Origin of the sequence: Pseudomonas sp. T1.Ur, assembly GCF_023516725.1 — a bacterium.
GTDB lineage: Bacteria > Pseudomonadota > Gammaproteobacteria > Pseudomonadales > Pseudomonadaceae > Aquipseudomonas > Aquipseudomonas alvandae.
In genome coordinates this window covers 656,818-674,146 of sequence record NZ_JAMGSN010000001.1, presented here as the reverse complement: position 1 = coordinate 674,146, position 17,329 = coordinate 656,818, and the positions used below count along the sequence as shown (strand labels likewise).

The window sequence follows — 17,329 nt, the reverse complement described above, 5'->3', positions numbered from 1 at the left end:
AATGGCAACTGGTCGAAAGGAGTGGAGAAGCTAATGCAAACGCGGTCAAAAAAGCGTGAATTCACAGGCTACGATTGCGGGGAAATTGACTCAAGTTGTTGCAGCAGCAGCGCCGCCTGGGTTCGCGTACGCACGTTGAGCTTACGAAAGATCGCCGTGACGTGAGCCTTGATGGTGGCCTCCGAAACGTTCAATTCATAGGCGATCTGTTTGTTGAGAAGGCCTTCGCAGACCATCGTCAACACCCGGAACTGCTGCGGTGTCAGGCTGGCCAATCCCTCGCTGGCAGCCTTGGCTTCCTCGGACACACTGACCGCCTCGAATGCCTGCGGCGGCCAGGATACGTCACCATTGAGGACGGCCTTGACCGCGTGCTGGATCATTTCCAGGGAACTGGATTTGGGAATGAACCCACTGGCGCCAAACTCCCGGGCCTTCACCATCACCGAGGCCTCTTCCTGCGCCGAGACCATCACCACGGGAATCTGTGGGTACTGCCCACGCAACAGCACCAGGCCGGAAAAGCCATAGGCACCGGGCATGTTCAAGTCCAGCAGCACCAGGTCCCAGTCAGCCTTCTCGGCCAATCGGGTTTCCAGTTCCGCAATGCTGGCCACCTCCGTCAACCGGACGTCCGAGCCGAGGCCCAGGGTCACTGCCTGATGCAACGCGCTGCGGAAGAGCGGGTGGTCATCGGCAATCAGGATTTCGTATGTGGCCATTTTTCAAATGATCCTGTTTTTAATGGCAGGCCCGATGCATTCGCGCCTCGCCAAACAACTCAAGACACCGCCGACAGCGGCATCCACAGGGGCACGTTCAACGCCAATCACAGCGTTTCAAACTCTGGCCGCACCCTGGTCGGCGCCAAGCATGCCCAGCGAAGCCGGGGTGGTCAAGCAGCACGGCCGCCGCTGTGTCCAGTATGGGCCACTATTAGGCCAATACCGCTTGGCCGGCACGGACAAAGGGCTGCAATTCGGCATGGGCCGGGGTCGATACGTCCACTTCCTGTTGGCGCTTGGCGCCCAGGTAATGTTGGCTGAACACATCGAAATAGGCATCCAGCGCCGACGCAGCGTCGCTGTCCCCTGCCAGTTCAAGGCACAGGGCCGCCACTTCAGCGGTGCACAGGTGTTCACTGCGCGTCGAGCGCCGCAGGCGATAACGCGACAGTTTGTCCGGCAGCAGGCTCAGGATCGGTAAACGGTCGAAATAAGGACTCTTGCGGAACATTTTCCGCGCCTCCGTCCAGGTGGCGTCCAGCAGGATGAACAATGGACGCTTGCCCTGGTCGACCTCGACCGTATGGGTGACCCGCGACGGTTCGACATACTCACCTGGAAAAACCAGGTATGGCTGCCATTGCGGATCGTTCAGCAATGCGAGCAGTTGCTCATCGACGTCGGTGCGCGACCAGATGAACGCATGGTTGTCACGCACCACATCGGCAATCAGCCAACCGGTGTTGCTCGGCTTGAAGACTTCCTTGTTGGTCATGATCAGGCAGACCCCGGAGTGGGTCTCGACGCTAGGGCGCCAGGCGCACAGGCAATGACTCTCGATGACCCGGCAAGCGCCACAGCGGGGCGCGCGCCAGCCCCGGGCCTGGAGCGGCTTGATGCCTTCATCGACACGCTGGTCGCGCAGGCGGGCTACGGCGTTAGGGGCATGATTCATCGCGGGCAATGCCCGTAGACAGGAGAACTCGACACGAACAGGACTCGGCAGAACAGTGAAGGCCGGCAGTCTACCAGAGCGCGCAAGCCTGTACCGTCCACCTGGGCTCCCCTATAATCGCCGCCACTGAACGCACAGTCACGTGGCCGGTCGAACCACCAGTCACTGAACCAGGAGAGTTTCATGCTGCGCCTTATCGTCCCTACCGTTGCCGTTCTGCTGGCGACGTCCATCAGCGCTCAGGCTGCGTCGCTGAAAGAACTCGAACTGAACAAGATGCTGCAGAACGTCGCCAAGGAAAGCAGTGTCGGTACGCCGCGGGCGATCAACGAGGACATTCTCGACCAGGGTTATACCGTTGAAGGCACCGAGCTGATCAACCACCTCAGCGTGCAAAGCAGCCATGCCCAGAAAATGCGCGCAGACCCCAAGGCGGTTTACTTCCAATTGGGTTCCACGGTGTGCACCAATCCGGGTTTCCGCAAGCTGATGGCCAAGGGCGCGACCATGCGCTACGAGTTCACTGAAGTGAAGACCAATCGCCCGGTCGCCACCGAACGCTTCCAGGAATCGGATTGCCCGAAAGCGGCCAAGACCAAGAAGTAATCAGCCCGTACGCGCGCGCCGCTGCTCTTCGTCGGCGCGCAGCTCCGCCACCAGCGCTTGCAAATAGCGCGAGCGCCACTCCCGGCCTTCCAATCGACGGCAGCACTCCTCCTCGAGGCTTACCCGATTGGCTTGGGCCGCCTCCAACAGCGTCAGGTACAACTGCCTGTCGAGTTCCAGAGTCACTCTGGTCATCTCTCCCGCCTCCCTGCCCATCCAATGCCTCACTCCATCGCGCGGACGCCCAGCCCTGGGCGTCGAATTGCTTGACACGCTTGTTATTGAGTAAATCAGAGCGGCACGTACCCAGTCGGCGATCTGACGAGCGGTACGATGTCCGAGGTGAGTTCTGATGCCCCCTGGACAATTGGGAGGAGTTGCAAACGTTCATATTCGAGCGCCATGATCAGCAACGGACTAAATTCAACGTATCACCTGATATCGGGCAGACAGAGGCTGCCCTCGCCAATACGTGACGCATGCTTGTTTTTCATCCAAGGGAAACAGCAGGACCCATTGGATCGCTTGGCCGCCTTGCTGCAAATTGCGTCGAGCCAGGTTAACGCCGGGGCACGCGCCCGGACTGACAACGGCACAGGAGGTGTCGCGGCCCTGACGAATCTCTCGTCAGGGCCGGGGGTTCTGTTCAGAAGGAGAAGCTGAATGCCGTACAAACCGAATGATCTGCTCAGCCGTCATTTTGAAAACCATGGCCACGACCTCACCCGCAAGGTCGAAGAGCAACTCAACCTGGTATCGCCCAACAGCCCCAACCTCCCCATCTACCGCGAAATGATCCTGACCGTGCTGCGCATGGCCCAGGAAGATCACAACCGCTGGAATGCCAAGATCACCCTGCAAGCACTGCGCGAACTTGAACATGCCTTTCGCACACTTGAACAGTTCAAGGGCCGCCGCAAGGTCACGGTCTTCGGCTCGGCCCGAACGCCCATCGAGCATCCGCTCTATGGACTGGCGCGAGAGCTGGGCGCGGCGCTGGCTCGCTCGGAGATGATGGTCATCACTGGCGCTGGCGGCGGCATCATGGCCGCAGCTCATGAAGGCGCGGGCCGGGAGCATAGCCTGGGATTCAACATCACCCTGCCCTTCGAACAGCACGCCAACCCGACCGTCGAGGGTACGCAGAACCTGCTGCCGTTCCACTTCTTCTTCACCCGCAAGCTTTTTTTCGTCAAGGAAGCCGACGCGCTGGTGCTCTGCCCGGGTGGTTTCGGCACCCTGGACGAAGCGCTAGAGGTTTTGACCCTGGTGCAGACGGGCAAAAGCCCATTAGTGCCAGTGGTGCTCCTGGACGCGCCCGGCGGCAAGTTCTGGCAGAGTGCCCTGGATTTCATCCGCGAACAGCTGGAGGAAAACCGCTACATCCTGCCGACCGACATGAAGTTGATGCGCCTGGTGTACAGCGCCGAGGAGGCGGTGGAGGAAATCAACCAGTTCTACCGCAACTTCCATTCCAGCCGCTGGCTCAAGCATCAATTTGTGATTCGCATGAACCACAAGCTCAATGAACAGGCGTTGCAGCAGATGCAGGTCGAATTTGCCGACCTGTGCCTGAACGACTGCTTTCATCAGCATGCCTATAGCGGCGAAGAACCCGAGGAGGCGCCTTTCAGCCATCTGACGCGATTGGCATTTACGTTCAATGCCCGGGATCACGGCCGTTTAAGGGCGCTGGTGGACTACATCAACCTGCCGGAAAACTGGGCGCAACCTTCCACCAAGGCCCACCCGCTCACCTGGGAACCGATCAAGGTCACTTAAGGCCCATAAAAAAACGGCCCGCTATCGAAATAGCGGGCCGTTTTTTATTCAATCATCCATACCGCGACCGCTGAACAAGCGATTGATCATTTCCATGGAGTATCCTCGATACGCCAGGAAGCGCCCTTGCTTGGCTCGCTCCCGTGCGTCGATCGGCAAATGGCCAGAAAATTTGCGACGCCAGGTGTCCGTTAGCTGTTCCTGCCAATCAATACCGCTTTCGCGCAAGGCAAGTTCAATATCCGGGCGTTGCAGACCACGTTGCCCAAGTTCTTCGCGAATCCGCATCGGACCGTAACCGGAGCGAGCGCGATAAGAGACAAAGCTCTCGAGGTACCGCGCTTCCGACAGCAGCCCTTCTTCCGTCAAACGGTCAAGGGCGGTATCAATCAGCTCGTCGGGAGCGCCGCGCTGACGCAGCTTACGCGTCAGCTCGACTCGACCATGCTCGCGCCTTGCGAGCAGGTCCATTGCGGTTCGCCGCACCGCGACGAGGGTATCGAGTACAGCGGTCATCGGATCGATCAGATATCAGCGTCAGCCAGGTCGTCAGCCGTCTCGCGATTGGCCACGGATTTGACGTCGGCGACCGGGCTCAACAGCTTGTCGCGCAATTGCTTCTCGAGGGCTGCCGCCACTTCCGGGTTATCCGCCAGGAACTTGGCCGAGTTGGCCTTGCCCTGACCGATCTTGGTGCCGTTGTAGGCATACCAGGCGCCGGATTTCTCGACGAAACCATGCAACACACCCAGGTCGATCATCTCGCCATTGAGGTAGATGCCCTTGCCGTACAGGATCTGGAATTCAGCCTGACGGAACGGCGATGCCACCTTGTTCTTCACGACCTTGACGCGGGTTTCGCTGCCGACAACCTCATCACCTTCTTTCACCGCGCCAGTGCGGCGGATGTCCAGGCGAACCGAGGCGTAGAACTTCAGCGCGTTACCACCGGTGGTGGTTTCAGGGCTGCCAAACATCACGCCGATCTTCATGCGGATCTGGTTGATGAAGATCACCAGGCAGTTGGCGTTCTTGATGTTACCGGTGATCTTGCGCAGCGCCTGGGACATCAGGCGAGCCTGGAGGCCCACGTGCATGTCGCCCATTTCACCTTCGATTTCGGCTTTTGGCACCAGTGCCGCCACGGAGTCGACGATGATCACGTCTACCGCGTTGGAACGCACCAGCATGTCGGTGATTTCCAGGGCCTGTTCGCCGGTGTCCGGCTGGGAAACCAGCAGGTCGTCGACGTTGACGCCCAGCTTGCCGGCGTATTCCGGATCCAGGGCGTGTTCGGCGTCGACGAAGGCGCAGGTCGCGCCGGCTTTTTGAGCCTGGGCGATCACGGACAGGGTCAGCGTGGTTTTACCGGAGGATTCAGGACCGTAGATTTCAACGATTCGGCCTTTTGGCAAGCCGCCGATGCCAAGCGCGATGTCCAGGCCCAGGGAGCCGGTGGAGATGGAAGGAATAGCCTGACGGTCCTGATCGCCCATACGCATTACGGCACCCTTGCCGAATTGACGTTCGATCTGACCCAAGGCCGCAGCCAAGGCTTTCTTCTTGTTGTCGTCCATTAAAGTCCTCACGTAATCAATAAGGCCTGACGGCCAACACCTGTATAAGTAGCCAGTATTATTCCACAGCGATCGGGGATCGCCTACCCCTGATTTGAGATTTCTCCGGCGGCATGTTGTAACAGCCCGTCTAGCGCGGCCTTCACCGTTTGTCGGCGGACCTCGTCGCGGTTGCCTGGGAAGAACTTCTGCACACTGGACACCGTCTCGCCAACGGCCCAGGCCAGCCACACGGTGCCCACCGGTTTGCTCGGCGAGCCCCCGTCCGGCCCGGCTACGCCGCTGACCGCGACGGCGAAACGCGCCAGGCTTTTCTGCTGGGCGCCCCGAGCCATGGCCTCCACCACCTCGCGACTGACCGCGCCCACTTTCTCGAACAACTCGTCGGGCACACCCAACTGCTGGGTCTTCTGGCGATTGGAATAAGTGACGAAACCGGCCTCGAACCAGGCCGAGCTTCCCGGTATCCGGGTGATCGCCTCGGCAATCCCGCCACCGGTGCAGGACTCGGCGGTGGTGACGTGGGCATTGAGCAGTTGCAAGCGCCTGCCCAATTCAGCGGCCAACTCGGTAATGTCGTCCATGATGCTCTCCTGATTCGACGCGATTGGCGCCTACCGTACACGAGCATTCGAAGCTTGCAAGGCTCGGCGGATTACTGGCGCAGCGCCCTGACATAGGCCTGGCAAGCCTGCAAGGCGATCAATCCACGGTCGCCCTCGTCGGTGACGGCGATAATTCGTCGAGCATGCGCCGGGTCAAGTCGGGCGCGTGGGGCGCCATGATCCAAGCCGCCGGTGCCGGGGGCGGCAGGCACTGCACAACCGGCGGCAACATCGTCGGCGTCGAGGAGGACTGACAGCCGGACATCGGCAGTAGCAAGGCGATCGCGCAGGCGATCCTGGTCACGTTGGGCATCACTCAGGGCTCGGTAGTGGGTTTGTTCGCTGGTGGAGAGTTGTTGTTCCAAGGCGAGACGTTTGTCCTGCTCGACCTTTTGCTGCATCGCGGCTGCCTGGGTGATCTGGTTCAGCGCCTCGGAGTGTGACTGCGCCAACTGCGCCAACTGCCTGCCGTACCGCCAGTCCTGAAGCCGCCACGCCAACATCGCCGGACCACCGATTAAAAGCATCAGCGACATCACGACACCAAGCGAGCGGAAGGAAAAAGGCATCAGGCCGAAGGGTGGCATAACACCTCCTTCGCCCGGGCCCAGAGTTGCAGGCGATCCGCCAAGCCGTTCAAGCCGCCGTTGATACGGCGAGTGATACTGTTGAACTGGTCACGATCAGCCAGTTCGTTCAAGCCATTCTGCTCCCAGAACCACGCGGCCGACTCCGCGGCCCATTGCGGTTGCTCCAGCAGTTCGGGCAAGGCCAACAAGCGCCCATCGCCAAACAATCCCAGGCTGCACCGAAGGTAATTGTCGTGGCCGGTAATCTGGATCAACCCCCGGCCGCGATACTTCTGACCATCGCCGTCGGCCTGGGGCGAGTTGCCCAGGCGCAGGGCTAATGGGCCGACGTCATATTTTGACAGATAGGCATCGTTGCCCAGCTCCCACACATAACGCAGCTGGCCGGATTCATGACCGACCTGAGCGACGAAAGCAGCGATGCGCTTCAAGCTGGTGATGTGAAAGCGGCCCATGGCAGCGTTCAGCACAGGCGCAAAAACGCCGGCATTGATGCCGGCGTTGGGAAGGATACGCAGCAGTTGTGCCTGCGTGAGTGGCATAGCGTTCTCCTTGATGCAACGGAACGGTTGGCATCACTCCCTGGCGTCCAGGCAGGTTGCGTCGATGCTGCAGCGGTAGCTTTTTTCTCGCTCGCCGCTGGCAGTGACCTTGTCAATCGACCAGCGACCACGCATGAAATCCGGCCAGGAGGGGTCCAGCAGCACGATGCCCTCGGCGGACAACCCCGGGTTGCCAGGGCATTCGATCTTCACCTTGAGCGCTTCGCGCTCCATCCGGCGCACCTCGCCTTCACCGGCTGCGCGGGCGTCGTCGGCGCTCTGGAAACGCTGGCGCAGGGTCTTGAACGGCGCGATGCCGCTCTCCTCGACCTGCAGCTTGCCGGCCGCCGCATCCCACCAACGGGTCTTGCAGCCCTGGTACTTGGCTCGGGCGGTTTCATCAAACTTGGCCGAAATGAAGGCGTGGTCGCCCGGGCGATTGTTGGTCGTTACCGACAGTTTCGTCTCGGGCAGGACCTTGCCCGACAGCGACTTCGCCTGCCCGCGCCGGGCCAGTACATACAACTCGTTGACCGGTTTGGCGACCGCGTCATAACGATGAGCCAGACGCGTCAGGAAGCCCATGTCGGTTTCGTTGGTTTGGTCAATGTGCTCGATCTTAATCAGCGAAAGCTCCGGCGCCACACGGGGCGAAAACCCGTGCCTGGAGGTCAACTGACGAAACAGCGCCCCCAGGGTCGTCGGGCCATGGCTGACGGATCGGCGTTGCTTGAAGCCCGTCTGGTCCGCCGCGCTGAACGGCGCCGCCATGGCCACCAGCACCAGTTGCAGCGGAAACAGGAACGGCGTGCGCCGGGTGATGACAAACTCACCTTTGTCCACCAGGCCCGATTCCAGGTAACCGACCCGCAGGCCGATTTTCCCACCCAGGCTGGGCAACCCTTCGACCCCTTCCAGGCTGAGGGTGAGCGTCAACTGATCGGACTCGATACCCGCCGCGTCGATATGCTCCCACTTGAGCAGACGCTCGTTGAGCAGCGCGGCGTTGGCGCCATAGATCTCGATTGCAGGCGTGAAACCCAATGACATGTCGCCTCCTTAATCCCAGGCCGAAACCGGTGGCGATGCCACCTGCTTGAGGTCCACTTCCGGCAGAACCACCCATACGCCCGCCGGCAATACCGGGCCCCATTCCGCCAATCCCGGATTGAGCAGCCAGAGCGCTTCTTCAACCGCGTCGTCACACCGCCCGAGCTCGCGGTACAGCAACAGATTCACCGAGTCACCGGCGATACTTCGAACCCTACGCATTGGCGAACTCCGTCAAATTAACCACCCAGCCGACCACCATCGCCGTACCGTCATCAATGATCTGGGTCTGGGTTTCCGTGACCTCATCGATCCGCCACAGGCCCCAGTTGCGGCCGATGCCATCGACCAACGGCAAAGGGATGCGCAGGGCTTGCAGCGCCCGTAATTCATCGAGGCGATCCATGGCAGTCGCGTACATCGATTTGCCGGTGATCGTCAGCCCTTGCAGGCCTTGGCCGACCTGGCTGGACTTGGGCTTGCTGGTGAGGATGTCGATGTTTTTCCAGCCACCGTCCGAGGTGTGCACCAGTTGGTGGTACGCAAAATTTCTCGACAGGCCAAAGATGAAACTGCCGAGTGCCATTTGTTGACGCATCACGTACCTCCGTCAGTCAGGGCCGCGTCACTGCGCATGGCGAGTGAGTTGGGCATGGTCATCAAGCCGAATTGGCCCGAGAGCTGCTGCACGACCAGGTTCGCCAATTGGCTCGCGCTGGCCTGGTCCTGGCCGTTGATGTAGATGTTCGCGGTCAGGGTGTTTTGTTGACTGCTCGCCTGGGTGCCGGTCAAGTCTTTGCTGACCTGCTCCGGGGCGGCGAGCTTGTCAGCGGGCGTAGCGAGCTTGTCACCCAGCCAGGCCCCCGCCTCCCCGCCCATCCAACTACCCGCCAAGCCGCCAACAAGCGCGCCGAGCGCCCCACCAATGGCAGTGCCGATGCCCGGCCCGAAAAAGCTACCCATCGTCGCACCCGCCGTGGCGCCTGCCGACGCACCCGCCCAGCCGCCGCCTGCGGCACCCAGTCCCTCGCCAATCATTCGGGCGTCGCCATCGATCGCGCCCCCGACGACCTCAGGGGCGGCCCCTAAAACCATCGCCTTCGGCATGAAACGAGTCACCGTACGCAATGAACTGGTCGCGCCGAGCAGAGAGCGGCCAGCGCTCACGCCAATCGCGGCTTTCGCAGCGCTCGCCGGCTCCAATATTCGCTTGGCCGCTCGACTGGTTAATTCATCCGTGAGGGCCTTGAGCAGCGCCCCCACCAGCGGTTTGAGCGCCGCTCCCACCAGTACAATCGCGGCAGTGGCTTTAGGTGAGGTTTCGGCCATCTCGCTCATGCCGTTGTTCAGCGAACCCAACCATTGCAGCGAGCTGTCCACGACGGGCGCCACGGCGTTGCCAGCGGCCACCGACACACGCTCATTGCTGGCATTGAAGACATTCCATCGACCTTGCTGGGTGTTCGACAACGCCAGCGCGTCCTGCCTCACCGAGCCCTTGTTACCCAATTGCGACGTGGCGTATCGGGCCGGGTCTTTCACCTGCCAGAACGCTGCATTCACATCATCAAGCTTCTGCGCCATGCGCAGCACCGCTTGGTCGCCCACTCCGAACAGCGAAGCGGCAAGGTTCGGGCGCTGGTCGACGGGCTGCGCATTCAAGGCCGCCAATACCGACATCACCGTACCGGGCGCAGCGTCCTTGTCACGCAGCCCACTCGCCACTTCCTTGGGGTCCAGCCCCAACTGCTTCCATGCTGCTTGCTCGGTCGCGGAGGCCTGATTGCCCTTGCCCAATGCCGTCGCGAAACTATCCAGCGCGGCGCCGGCTTCGGCTTGTTGCGAGCCCGTGTTGAGCAAGGCCGCCGTCAACGCTGCGGCTTGCGCTGGTTGCAAACCTGCCGAGGTCGCGGCCGCGCCGTCACGCTGCAAAACCGTGCCGATCTCGCTGGCTTTCGCACCGCCGGAGAGCTTGCCCAAGTGGTTGGTTGCGTCCGCCAGGTCAAAGGTTTTCTCGGCGCTGAGCTTCATGGAAGTACGCCAGCCAAGTAGCATCTCGGCGGCTTCCATGGCCGGCATCTTGAACGTCGATGCGGCGACGCCTGCATCGCTGGCGAAGCGCAACAATGCCAATTGCCGGTCCGCAACATTGGGCAGGTCACTGCCAATTCCCGCACGGGCAGCCAGGCTTTCCATCCTCACGACATCAACCGCCGTGGTCCCGCCGGCCGCCACCAACGGCGCGCTGGCGATACGCTGGGTGGGCTCAGCCATCTCGGCAATCTGGCGAGGGCTGAATTGGGCGGCCTGCTTCAGGTCGGCCATGGCCGAGTCCATCGCCATCGCGGGTTTCAGCAGTTCCGGTGGCTCGATGCCGCCGGCCGGCTTGCCCTTCGGTTCATTGGCCGCCTCGCCCTTGGCGCCAGCTCCCATTGCTTGGGAAAACAATCGTTGCGCCGAAAGCTTGATGGTCAGCGATTCGATTGCCGTGGTCAGTCGGCCGAGCTTGAGCCCGAGGTTTTCCAGGACAAGGTTGAGTCCTGGCAGCCGATCCCCAGCGGAGATGACCACACGGCTCGCGGGGTTGGCATTCGGGGCCGCCACCCCGCTGTCATTGAAGGCTGCGTATCTGAGGGAATATCTATCGTCCGCCATTCCGCTCTACTCCTTTTTCACGCCAAGGCGAGTGATCGCGATGTCGTATCGGCGCAAGGCCTTGCCGGCGTCCCATTCCAGGATTTCCGCCTCACTTACCGAGTAAATGAGCGGCACCACATCGAGGATCACTTCGATGTCGCGCTGCGAAAGAAGTCCGCCGGTTTGTTTAAAAAATCGTCGATGCGTACCTGCAGTTGCGTCCAGTCAGGCACGGTCAGCGAGGCCAGGTCGGGCAGCATCAGGCCCGTGCAATGGGCGGTGATGAACTCGGCGCGTTCCTTGGCCGTGTTCAGTTTCTTCATCGCCTTGGTGGCACGCAGCACCGGCATTTCCAGGGTCAACGAGGTCAGGCTGCGACCCGCGACGTCGAGGGGTTGCAGCAGCGGCACCTGGTCGGGATCGGCCTGTGGGTCATCCAGAAAGTACGACGCCGGGCGCGTGGACATTTCGTGCACGTATTGCGCAACGCTGACGTAGTCCGGGCGCTTGAGCTGGTCCAGCTCCTTGGCCGACAGGCCGGTGGCCAGTTTGGCCAACTCGAAGAACTGGTCGTCTTCGTCATCGCCAGCGCGGGCCAGGGCGTCTTTTTGCGCGGCGTAGTACAGCGGCTTGAGTGGCAACCGCTCGATCTGCGAGCCGTCGTCGCCGGTGATCGGCGACAACAGCTCATGTGTTGGAGGCGTCCAGGACATGAAATCAATTCCTTGGTGAATCAGAGGACAACCTGTGGGAGCGAGCTTGCTCGCGATGACGGCGGTGCGTTCAGCATCGAGGTGTCTGACACTCCGCTATCGCGAGCAAGCTCGCTCCCACAGGGACTGCATCTGCCGGCTGGCAAAGGCTTAAGGCAACAACACCGCACGGCGGGCATCGCCAAGAATGTCGACGCCGTTGAGCACGAACTTCTGGGTGCGCACGTCGATGTCGATCACCGGCACGCCGTTTTCCAGGCGGTTGTAGGTGCGGCAGGACAGCTCGAGGGTCGTGGTGGGCTTCTCGTTCATCTTCAACGCGGCTTCGTCGAGGGATTTCAACTTGCCGCCCACCGTGTGGTAGGTGAACCAGGTGTTGCCGTCCTGATCCTGGCCGGCTTCACGCATGTTCAGCAGAATGTCGTCGCCGACGCTCACGCCCAATGCCAACATAATTTCCGGCCCGACGCCTTGCAGCACCAGCTTGGCCGTCAGCACCTTGCCGCCCTTGGCCATTTCCTCGCCGATGAAGCGGCCGCCACGCATCTCTTCCATTTCGAATTCGATCTTCGGCGGGGTGAACTCTTCCACGGTCGCCGACAGCGGCAGGCCTTGCAGGGTGGCCGCGATGGCCTGTCTTACGCGGTTGGTAAACATTAGAGAACGTCCTCCAGGAACTGCTCGATGATTTCATCGCGGGCATTGAGTTGATAAATCATGTGTTCGTTCGGCGCGTAGCGACCGTAGTCGATGACCACGTACCAGGTGCCGTTCTTGTATTTCTCGACGCTGTTCAGTTCCGGGTGCAGGTACACGCTGCCGCCAGGGATGGTTTCGTCGGCGACCAGGGTTTGCAGCCAGTCGTTGATGCGCTTGACCTCCTGGTCCATGAACGACTTGGTCAGGTTCTTGGCCATGGCTTTCTGGCCGGCCTTCACCAGCTTGCGGCTGATGGCATCTTCCAGGCCGACGTAACTGATGAACTTGCCGGTGATGGAGCGGTTGCCCAGCAGCGAGAAGCCGCCGAGGATGGTGCGGGCGTAGTAGCTGACGCCGTAGCGGTTGAGCAGATCGCCCTCGGTGGAGGTGTCGAGAATGTTGTATTCGACGGTGCGCGAAACGTCCTCGGCGTAGGTCACCTGATTACCCGGGCTCTCCCACTGCTTGACCTTGGCGAGCGCGGCAATCGCCAGGCTCGACGGGGCCAGGAAGACGTTTTTCTTCGCGGCCTTGGAATACACCGCCGGCATGTTGTGCACCACCAGACAACGGTCGAAACCGAGGTCGGCGCCGCCCAGTTCCTGGCTGTAGGTCACTTGATCAGCGACCGAGGCATCCTTGCCATCCAGCACCACACGCGCCTTGATGCGCTTGCCGAACGAAGCGAACTCGCCAGCCACGGCCTTGGTGCCGGTGAAGCCCGGCGCGCCGATGATGGTCAGGTCTTCGGCCACGCCGCTCAACGCCGCCAGGCCCAACTTGCGCCCGGTCTGTGCCTCGATGCCGCCGATCACATTGTTCTGCGTGTCGGCCAGAGTCGCGCCTTCTTCGACGATGACCACGTAGACCGGCACCTTGACCACTTTGAGGATCTGGTAGACCGCGTGGAACAACGTCCCCGCCTCGGCACCGGTCGGGTCCAACTGGGCCTGGGTGGTGAAGCTGTTGATGCGGAACGGGGTGTTTTTCGGAATCAGCGGGTTGGCATTTGGCGCGGTGCCGACCAACCCGATGACGTTGTCCCCCAGGCCACCCATGGCCTCCGGGGATTCAGTGGCATTGACGGTGATGCCGTTGTGCTCGAAGTTCAAAACCTCAGCCATGGTTATTCAGCCTTTTTGGTGGTGGCCTTTTTGGCCGGGGTGATTGGGGTAGGTTGCGGGTCAACAGTCTGCTTTCGCGTATTCAGGACGCTTGTCAGCTCCAGGCGACCGGCACTGCGCAAAGCGCTGGCCTCAACATCCAACAAATCCAATGTCTGGCCAGCGCTCGACCAATGGCCGCCGCCGGTAGGAAATGGCAGCAGCACGGTGTATTGCTTACGAATGGGCATCTACGGTCTCTCCAGATGCAAAAACACAAAAGCCCCATAACGGGGCTTCGTACAGGCGAAAAAAAACCGCTCTCGAGGTCGTGGTTTACTTGACGAAATCTGGCAGCACAGGCCAGAGCAGCCTGGACGGCTCCGCATCCGTTTCGGGAATATCACGCAAGGCTTGGCGGTAAGCCTTGATCTCCGTACGCAGAGCTTCTGTCGCAGGGAAGTCAGGTAGTTGGGTGAAATCCGTGTCTCGAAGAAGTTGGTTTCGGCGCGTACGAATGGCGGCCCATTCGATCTCACGCGACGGTACGGCAAGCGGAATTTCAGGCGTGTCATTGTTGGACAAATCAAACATATTCGTTCCTTAGCTAAAAGCGACGGTATCGGCCAGTGACAACTTGGTGACCAGATCCCCAAGGCTGAATAACCGACCATTGCCCACGCGCATGGTGTCGATACGCACGGTGGTGTAATAAATATTTGGAATCAGGATCCGCATTACGATATTGCCGTTTGAATCCACATAAACAGCAGGCGTCATATTCCCGAAAGTCGAAACGTTCTGCAAAACCCGAGTGGGCTGATAGCAATACCCAACCAACGTTTCGTCAATTATTTTGGCTGTGCCGTAGCTATAGCCCTTGATGTTGAACCAGAACATCTCCGAATGGGTATTGATGTTAAGCGGCACCTTGAAATGCATATAGACGTTCGCGCTGGCGCCCAGGTTCGTCGATACGAAATCACCTTGAGCCGTAGCGCCATAGACACCACCCGTCCCATAGACATGCCCTTGCAGCAGGTTGCGACGAATCGTACCGAGTGCACTGGGATCCCCTTCTACATCCTTCTGGCTTCGCCACTCATTGAATTGCGTCAATGCTGTGGCCATGGTCGTATTGATACTGCCTATTTTTCCATTGACCACTGTGGTCAAGTTGTTGGCCGCCGATACCAGCGACGCGATAGTGGTTTCCAGACTCACATTCAGATTCCTTTTGTCTTTTTGATTATTTAGCTTCGAGCGCCATCACCCGAAACATCAGACCAACGTGCCGCGCCATGTTGTCGATATTGGCGGTAGCCAATGTGGCAATTTCTTCACTTAATAGAATGTTCAGGTTGTCGGACCCGACCACCACCGTGACGCTTTGCGCCGGCAACGGTGAAATATCCAGCGTGAACTTTTGCAAAACTCGGGCGGCGGCAGCCTTGTAGGTCAGCAGCTTTCCAGCCACCGAATACACTGCCAACAACGTACCCGTGGAAAGATAGAAACCGAACTCGCCAATTTCATATTCATCCGGCCCTTCAAACAGAGCAGCCATCCGCAGTTGCCCTGGATCCAAGTCTTCATAATCCACGATTGGCACACGCTGTCGTTCATTGCGAAGCGCCGTTTCCGATCCATTGGGATCGTAGCGGGCGGTGCCGGCCCCGATGTGAGTGATCTCACCTTTCAAGCCTTGGTTTTTCGCCTGTAACACTTCGGCCAGGCCGGCGGAAGTGAAGCGAACCAAGCGCGTAATGTCTTCTGTCATGGCTGCGCCCTGAGGTCGTAATCGTTAATGGTGTAGGGTTGGAAAAAGCCGGTGCTGATAAGCCGTATATCTAGGTCAATGGATGGCAACGCTCCGTCTAGGAACAGTTCCCCTTCGCTAATGGCCGCGTCTCCGGCTGCCGCCACCATCAAACTGCCCTTCGTGTGATGTACGAAGGTGATGGTGGCCTGGTCGCGTTCGCTCTTGGCGGCATCGATTCGCCGTATCAAGCGATTGTGATCGCCGCTCGACCAACTGCGGCCGATGACCGCTTGCACATCAAAGGTGTAGGGATGAGCAAGAGGCTGTTGCTCATACCAGGCAGTGACCTGAGGTGTGAAACCCATAGACTCGACGGCATGATTCAGCGCCTGACGCGTACCGGCCTGCCGTTGGATCTGCCAGGACAACGAAACGGTCAAGCGTTTTTCCGGTTCATTGGCCTCCGCGTCCCATTCACCGACTCCTCTATCCGCCGCCAGATACGGCAGGAACGCCAAAGGCGTTTCCTGCGGATTCATCAACTCCGGAAACGGCGGATCGATGCGCTCAAGCAATTGGGCAAACCCAAGATCCAGCGCCCGCTCCAGCGGTGAGCTGTTGACCGGCAGCAGGCCCGGGCGAGGTGTGTCGTCACTCATAACGTGTCCACCTCAACCTCGACGCCCGTGCAGTACGGGGCCTGGGAAGCGCTCGTCACAATCGGCGCAAGCGGTTCGAGAATCTGCAGCTGAACCGCGCCGGCGCTGTGCAGCGTGTAGTCGATCCAGCTCGGGTCCACGCGACCTTCCAGGCGATGGCAGGCCTCGGCGTATTCCTGCAGTTGCTGCTGGGCGGCAACCTGGGTCAGGCCTGAGTCCGGCCCGGGATTGATCTTCGCCACGACGCGGATCTTGTAGTGCTTGATTTGCGCAGGTTGGACGATGACCCGGTCGGTTTCCGGCCGTACATCCGGCCGGGCGAAATGCTCGCGGACGCCGTCGAGCAACGTTTCGGACGGCGTGCCATCGCCGTCGCGGGACAGCACCGTGACCGTGACTTCGCCAGGCGCGGTGCGGCGTCCGTTGCCATCCTTGATCTGCGCCGCGTAGCTGTCCGGGTCGAAGGTGTACGTGACCGTCACCACACCCGCCGAGGCGTTCTCGACTTTCACCACGGGACGTTGCCCCAGGGTAAAAATCTCCCGCCGATATTGCATGCGCGAGCCCGCCGCCGGCGCATGGGGCGCCAGGTAGTAGCGCAACCGCGCATCGTCGTCGCTCTCGTAGACCGGGGCGATGGGCGGGAACGCGGCCGGGTCGCCCGGGTCGAGCAATTGGCGTTCAAGGCCCATGTCCGCGAGGCGAGCGTCGAGGTTGGTGCCGGTGGCCCACCACGCCAACATCTGCTTGATGCGGGCGTTGTATTTACGTTCGTGGGCCTGCAATCGGACACAGAACGCCTCGAGGGCCAGGGTCAGCAACTCGCTTTCGTTTTCGAGGCTGTCCACCAGCTTGGCGGCGCTGGCGGGAGAGCGTGCGCCGACGTACTCCACCACGAAAGTCTTGAACTCCGCGAGCAGGTCCTCGAACGCCTCGACGGTGACGATGGCCGGTTCGGCCAGTTGGTTCTGGCCAGGTATCAGCATGCTCATGTCACCACCTCGAACGTCTGTTTGCGGTTTTTCCAGGTGCCGGCGAAACGCAGCAGCAATCCCGCACCGTGCCGGCTGGCAACGATGACCTGGGGCTCGAAATCATCGATGCCGTTGTGGGGGTTGTAGAACGCTTGGGCCGCGTGGCTTTGGGCGAGGATCAGCAGGTCGTCGCCGAGGTTCTGTCCGAGCAACTCGGTCAATGCGCAGCCATACAAAGGACGCTTCTGGCGAGTGCCTAACGGCGTGGTCAGTGCGCGGGTGGCGCGCTGCACAAATTGCAGCCAGTCGTCGACCGTCGCGCCGGTGTTGCGATCGATTCCAATCATGGG

Annotated in this window: 24 protein-coding genes; 2 read left to right on the top strand and 22 right to left on the bottom strand. The window is 60.5% G+C overall.

Annotated features, from left to right (window positions below):
- Nucleotides 1–68: 68 nt before the first annotated feature.
- Nucleotides 69–722 (bottom strand): response regulator transcription factor ErdR, encoded by a 654-nt coding sequence (gene erdR / locus M8Q45_RS03140; RefSeq protein WP_181289262.1) that lies wholly within the window; start codon nt 720–722, stop codon nt 69–71.
- Nucleotides 723–936: 214 nt separating this feature from the next.
- Nucleotides 937–1,680 carry a tRNA-uridine aminocarboxypropyltransferase gene (locus M8Q45_RS03135; protein ID WP_249873530.1) on the bottom strand — a complete coding sequence of 248 codons (744 nt, stop codon included), beginning with the start codon at nt 1,678–1,680 and terminating at the stop codon, nt 937–939.
- A gap of 183 nt (nt 1,681–1,863) precedes the next feature.
- Here M8Q45_RS03135 and M8Q45_RS03130 point away from each other — a divergent pair, with 183 nt between their 5' ends.
- Nucleotides 1,864–2,286, top strand: a complete 423-nt coding sequence (locus M8Q45_RS03130; protein ID WP_030139437.1) for a quorum-sensing-regulated virulence factor family protein — start codon at nt 1,864–1,866, stop codon at nt 2,284–2,286.
- Here M8Q45_RS03130 and M8Q45_RS03125 read toward each other — a convergent pair whose 3' ends face one another.
- Nucleotides 2,287–2,481 carry a hypothetical protein gene (locus tag M8Q45_RS03125; RefSeq protein ID WP_030139438.1) on the bottom strand — a complete coding sequence of 65 codons (195 nt, stop codon included), beginning with the start codon at nt 2,479–2,481 and terminating at the stop codon, nt 2,287–2,289. It lies immediately after the preceding gene.
- A 468-nt stretch (nt 2,482–2,949) separates the two neighbouring features.
- Between M8Q45_RS03125 and M8Q45_RS03120 the strand changes: the two genes are divergently transcribed.
- On the top strand, nt 2,950–4,068 hold the full coding sequence (locus tag M8Q45_RS03120; RefSeq protein ID WP_249873529.1) for an LOG family protein: 1,119 nt from the start codon (nt 2,950–2,952) through the stop codon (nt 4,066–4,068).
- 48 nt (nt 4,069–4,116) lie between these two features.
- Here the strand turns inward: M8Q45_RS03120 and recX are convergent, their stop codons facing one another.
- The 19 genes from recX to M8Q45_RS03025 all read right to left on the bottom strand — a co-directional run bounded on the left by recX (nt 4,117) and on the right by M8Q45_RS03025 (nt 17,326).
- Nucleotides 4,117–4,584, bottom strand: a complete 468-nt coding sequence (gene recX, locus M8Q45_RS03115) for a recombination regulator RecX (protein ID WP_249873528.1) — start codon at nt 4,582–4,584, stop codon at nt 4,117–4,119.
- Nucleotides 4,585–4,592: 8 nt separating this feature from the next.
- Nucleotides 4,593–5,645, bottom strand: coding sequence for a recombinase RecA (gene recA / locus M8Q45_RS03110; protein ID WP_003198351.1), 1,053 nt, complete (start codon nt 5,643–5,645; stop codon nt 4,593–4,595).
- An 83-nt stretch (nt 5,646–5,728) separates the two neighbouring features.
- Complete coding sequence (locus M8Q45_RS03105) at nt 5,729–6,229, bottom strand: CinA family protein (protein WP_249873527.1); 501 nt, start codon at nt 6,227–6,229, stop codon at nt 5,729–5,731.
- Nucleotides 6,230–6,300: 71 nt separating this feature from the next.
- Nucleotides 6,301–6,837, bottom strand: coding sequence for a lysis system i-spanin subunit Rz (locus M8Q45_RS03100; protein WP_249873526.1), 537 nt, complete (start codon nt 6,835–6,837; stop codon nt 6,301–6,303).
- Nucleotides 6,819–7,382: a glycoside hydrolase family 19 protein gene (locus M8Q45_RS03095; protein WP_249873525.1), complete on the bottom strand. Its 564-nt coding sequence runs from the start codon at nt 7,380–7,382 to the stop codon at nt 6,819–6,821. The genes M8Q45_RS03100 and M8Q45_RS03095 overlap by 19 nt, the downstream gene beginning before the upstream one ends.
- A 33-nt stretch (nt 7,383–7,415) precedes the next feature.
- On the bottom strand, nt 7,416–8,432 hold the full coding sequence (locus tag M8Q45_RS03090) for a contractile injection system protein, VgrG/Pvc8 family (protein WP_249873524.1): 1,017 nt from the start codon (nt 8,430–8,432) through the stop codon (nt 7,416–7,418).
- A gap of 9 nt (nt 8,433–8,441) precedes the next feature.
- Nucleotides 8,442–8,654 carry a tail protein X gene (locus M8Q45_RS03085; RefSeq protein ID WP_249873523.1) on the bottom strand — a complete coding sequence of 71 codons (213 nt, stop codon included), beginning with the start codon at nt 8,652–8,654 and terminating at the stop codon, nt 8,442–8,444.
- Nucleotides 8,647–9,030 carry a phage tail protein gene (locus M8Q45_RS03080; RefSeq protein WP_249873522.1) on the bottom strand — a complete coding sequence of 128 codons (384 nt, stop codon included), beginning with the start codon at nt 9,028–9,030 and terminating at the stop codon, nt 8,647–8,649. Before M8Q45_RS03080 ends, M8Q45_RS03085 begins: the two co-directional genes overlap by 8 nt.
- Nucleotides 9,030–11,087: a phage tail tape measure protein gene (locus M8Q45_RS03075; protein WP_249873521.1), complete on the bottom strand. Its 2,058-nt coding sequence runs from the start codon at nt 11,085–11,087 to the stop codon at nt 9,030–9,032. The genes M8Q45_RS03080 and M8Q45_RS03075 overlap by 1 nt, the downstream gene beginning before the upstream one ends.
- Before the next feature lie 128 nt (nt 11,088–11,215).
- Nucleotides 11,216–11,782, bottom strand: coding sequence for a phage tail assembly protein (locus M8Q45_RS03070; RefSeq protein ID WP_249873520.1), 567 nt, complete (start codon nt 11,780–11,782; stop codon nt 11,216–11,218).
- Between the two features lie 150 nt (nt 11,783–11,932).
- A complete protein-coding gene (locus M8Q45_RS03065) occupies nt 11,933–12,439 on the bottom strand; it encodes a phage major tail tube protein (protein ID WP_249873519.1) in 507 nt (168 codons plus the stop codon).
- On the bottom strand, nt 12,439–13,605 hold the full coding sequence (locus M8Q45_RS03060; RefSeq protein ID WP_030139450.1) for a phage tail sheath protein: 1,167 nt from the start codon (nt 13,603–13,605) through the stop codon (nt 12,439–12,441). Before M8Q45_RS03060 ends, M8Q45_RS03065 begins: the two co-directional genes overlap by 1 nt.
- Nucleotides 13,606–13,607: 2 nt before the next feature.
- Nucleotides 13,608–13,835, bottom strand: coding sequence for a hypothetical protein (locus tag M8Q45_RS03055; protein WP_249873518.1), 228 nt, complete (start codon nt 13,833–13,835; stop codon nt 13,608–13,610).
- 85 nt (nt 13,836–13,920) lie between these two features.
- Nucleotides 13,921–14,178, bottom strand: a complete 258-nt coding sequence (locus M8Q45_RS03050) for a tail fiber assembly protein (protein WP_249873517.1) — start codon at nt 14,176–14,178, stop codon at nt 13,921–13,923.
- Between the two features lie 9 nt (nt 14,179–14,187).
- A complete protein-coding gene (locus M8Q45_RS03045; protein ID WP_249873516.1) occupies nt 14,188–14,808 on the bottom strand; it encodes a hypothetical protein in 621 nt (206 codons plus the stop codon).
- Nucleotides 14,809–14,833: 25 nt separating this feature from the next.
- A complete protein-coding gene (locus tag M8Q45_RS03040; protein ID WP_198796358.1) occupies nt 14,834–15,364 on the bottom strand; it encodes a hypothetical protein in 531 nt (176 codons plus the stop codon).
- Nucleotides 15,361–16,005: a phage tail protein I gene (locus M8Q45_RS03035; protein WP_249873515.1), complete on the bottom strand. Its 645-nt coding sequence runs from the start codon at nt 16,003–16,005 to the stop codon at nt 15,361–15,363. Before M8Q45_RS03035 ends, M8Q45_RS03040 begins: the two co-directional genes overlap by 4 nt.
- Entirely contained in the window at nt 16,002–16,997 is a 996-nt protein-coding gene (locus M8Q45_RS03030) for a baseplate J/gp47 family protein (RefSeq protein ID WP_249873514.1), read from the bottom strand. The genes M8Q45_RS03035 and M8Q45_RS03030 overlap by 4 nt, the downstream gene beginning before the upstream one ends.
- A complete protein-coding gene (locus M8Q45_RS03025) occupies nt 16,994–17,326 on the bottom strand; it encodes a phage baseplate protein (protein ID WP_186635076.1) in 333 nt (110 codons plus the stop codon). The genes M8Q45_RS03030 and M8Q45_RS03025 overlap by 4 nt, the downstream gene beginning before the upstream one ends.
- Nucleotides 17,327–17,329 lie beyond the last annotated feature (3 nt).

Coding starts and splice junctions, on each gene's coding strand:
- erdR (WP_181289262.1), bottom strand. CDS start 722: ATGGCCACATACGAAATCCTGATTGCCGATGACCACCCGCTCTTCCGC.
- M8Q45_RS03135 (WP_249873530.1), bottom strand. CDS start 1,680: ATGAATCATGCCCCTAACGCCGTAGCCCGCCTGCGCGACCAGCGTGTC.
- M8Q45_RS03100 (WP_249873526.1), bottom strand. CDS start 6,837: ATGCCACCCTTCGGCCTGATGCCTTTTTCCTTCCGCTCGCTTGGTGTC.
- M8Q45_RS03065 (WP_249873519.1), bottom strand. CDS start 12,439: ATGTTTACCAACCGCGTAAGACAGGCCATCGCGGCCACCCTGCAAGGC.
- M8Q45_RS03095 (WP_249873525.1), bottom strand. CDS start 7,382: ATGCCACTCACGCAGGCACAACTGCTGCGTATCCTTCCCAACGCCGGC.
- M8Q45_RS03130 (WP_030139437.1), top strand. CDS start 1,864: ATGCTGCGCCTTATCGTCCCTACCGTTGCCGTTCTGCTGGCGACGTCC.
- M8Q45_RS03080 (WP_249873522.1), bottom strand. CDS start 9,030: ATGCGTCAACAAATGGCACTCGGCAGTTTCATCTTTGGCCTGTCGAGA.
- M8Q45_RS03105 (WP_249873527.1), bottom strand. CDS start 6,229: ATGGACGACATTACCGAGTTGGCCGCTGAATTGGGCAGGCGCTTGCAA.
- M8Q45_RS03050 (WP_249873517.1), bottom strand. CDS start 14,178: ATGTTTGATTTGTCCAACAATGACACGCCTGAAATTCCGCTTGCCGTA.
- recX (WP_249873528.1), bottom strand. CDS start 4,584: ATGACCGCTGTACTCGATACCCTCGTCGCGGTGCGGCGAACCGCAATG.
- M8Q45_RS03085 (WP_249873523.1), bottom strand. CDS start 8,654: ATGCGTAGGGTTCGAAGTATCGCCGGTGACTCGGTGAATCTGTTGCTG.
- M8Q45_RS03060 (WP_030139450.1), bottom strand. CDS start 13,605: ATGGCTGAGGTTTTGAACTTCGAGCACAACGGCATCACCGTCAATGCC.
- M8Q45_RS03055 (WP_249873518.1), bottom strand. CDS start 13,835: ATGCCCATTCGTAAGCAATACACCGTGCTGCTGCCATTTCCTACCGGC.
- M8Q45_RS03125 (WP_030139438.1), bottom strand. CDS start 2,481: ATGACCAGAGTGACTCTGGAACTCGACAGGCAGTTGTACCTGACGCTG.
- M8Q45_RS03070 (WP_249873520.1), bottom strand. CDS start 11,782: ATGTCCTGGACGCCTCCAACACATGAGCTGTTGTCGCCGATCACCGGC.
- recA (WP_003198351.1), bottom strand. CDS start 5,645: ATGGACGACAACAAGAAGAAAGCCTTGGCTGCGGCCTTGGGTCAGATC.
- M8Q45_RS03030 (WP_249873514.1), bottom strand. CDS start 16,997: ATGAGCATGCTGATACCTGGCCAGAACCAACTGGCCGAACCGGCCATC.
- M8Q45_RS03025 (WP_186635076.1), bottom strand. CDS start 17,326: ATGATTGGAATCGATCGCAACACCGGCGCGACGGTCGACGACTGGCTG.
- M8Q45_RS03035 (WP_249873515.1), bottom strand. CDS start 16,005: ATGAGTGACGACACACCTCGCCCGGGCCTGCTGCCGGTCAACAGCTCA.
- M8Q45_RS03090 (WP_249873524.1), bottom strand. CDS start 8,432: ATGTCATTGGGTTTCACGCCTGCAATCGAGATCTATGGCGCCAACGCC.
- M8Q45_RS03120 (WP_249873529.1), top strand. CDS start 2,950: ATGCCGTACAAACCGAATGATCTGCTCAGCCGTCATTTTGAAAACCAT.
- M8Q45_RS03075 (WP_249873521.1), bottom strand. CDS start 11,087: ATGGCGGACGATAGATATTCCCTCAGATACGCAGCCTTCAATGACAGC.
- M8Q45_RS03040 (WP_198796358.1), bottom strand. CDS start 15,364: ATGACAGAAGACATTACGCGCTTGGTTCGCTTCACTTCCGCCGGCCTG.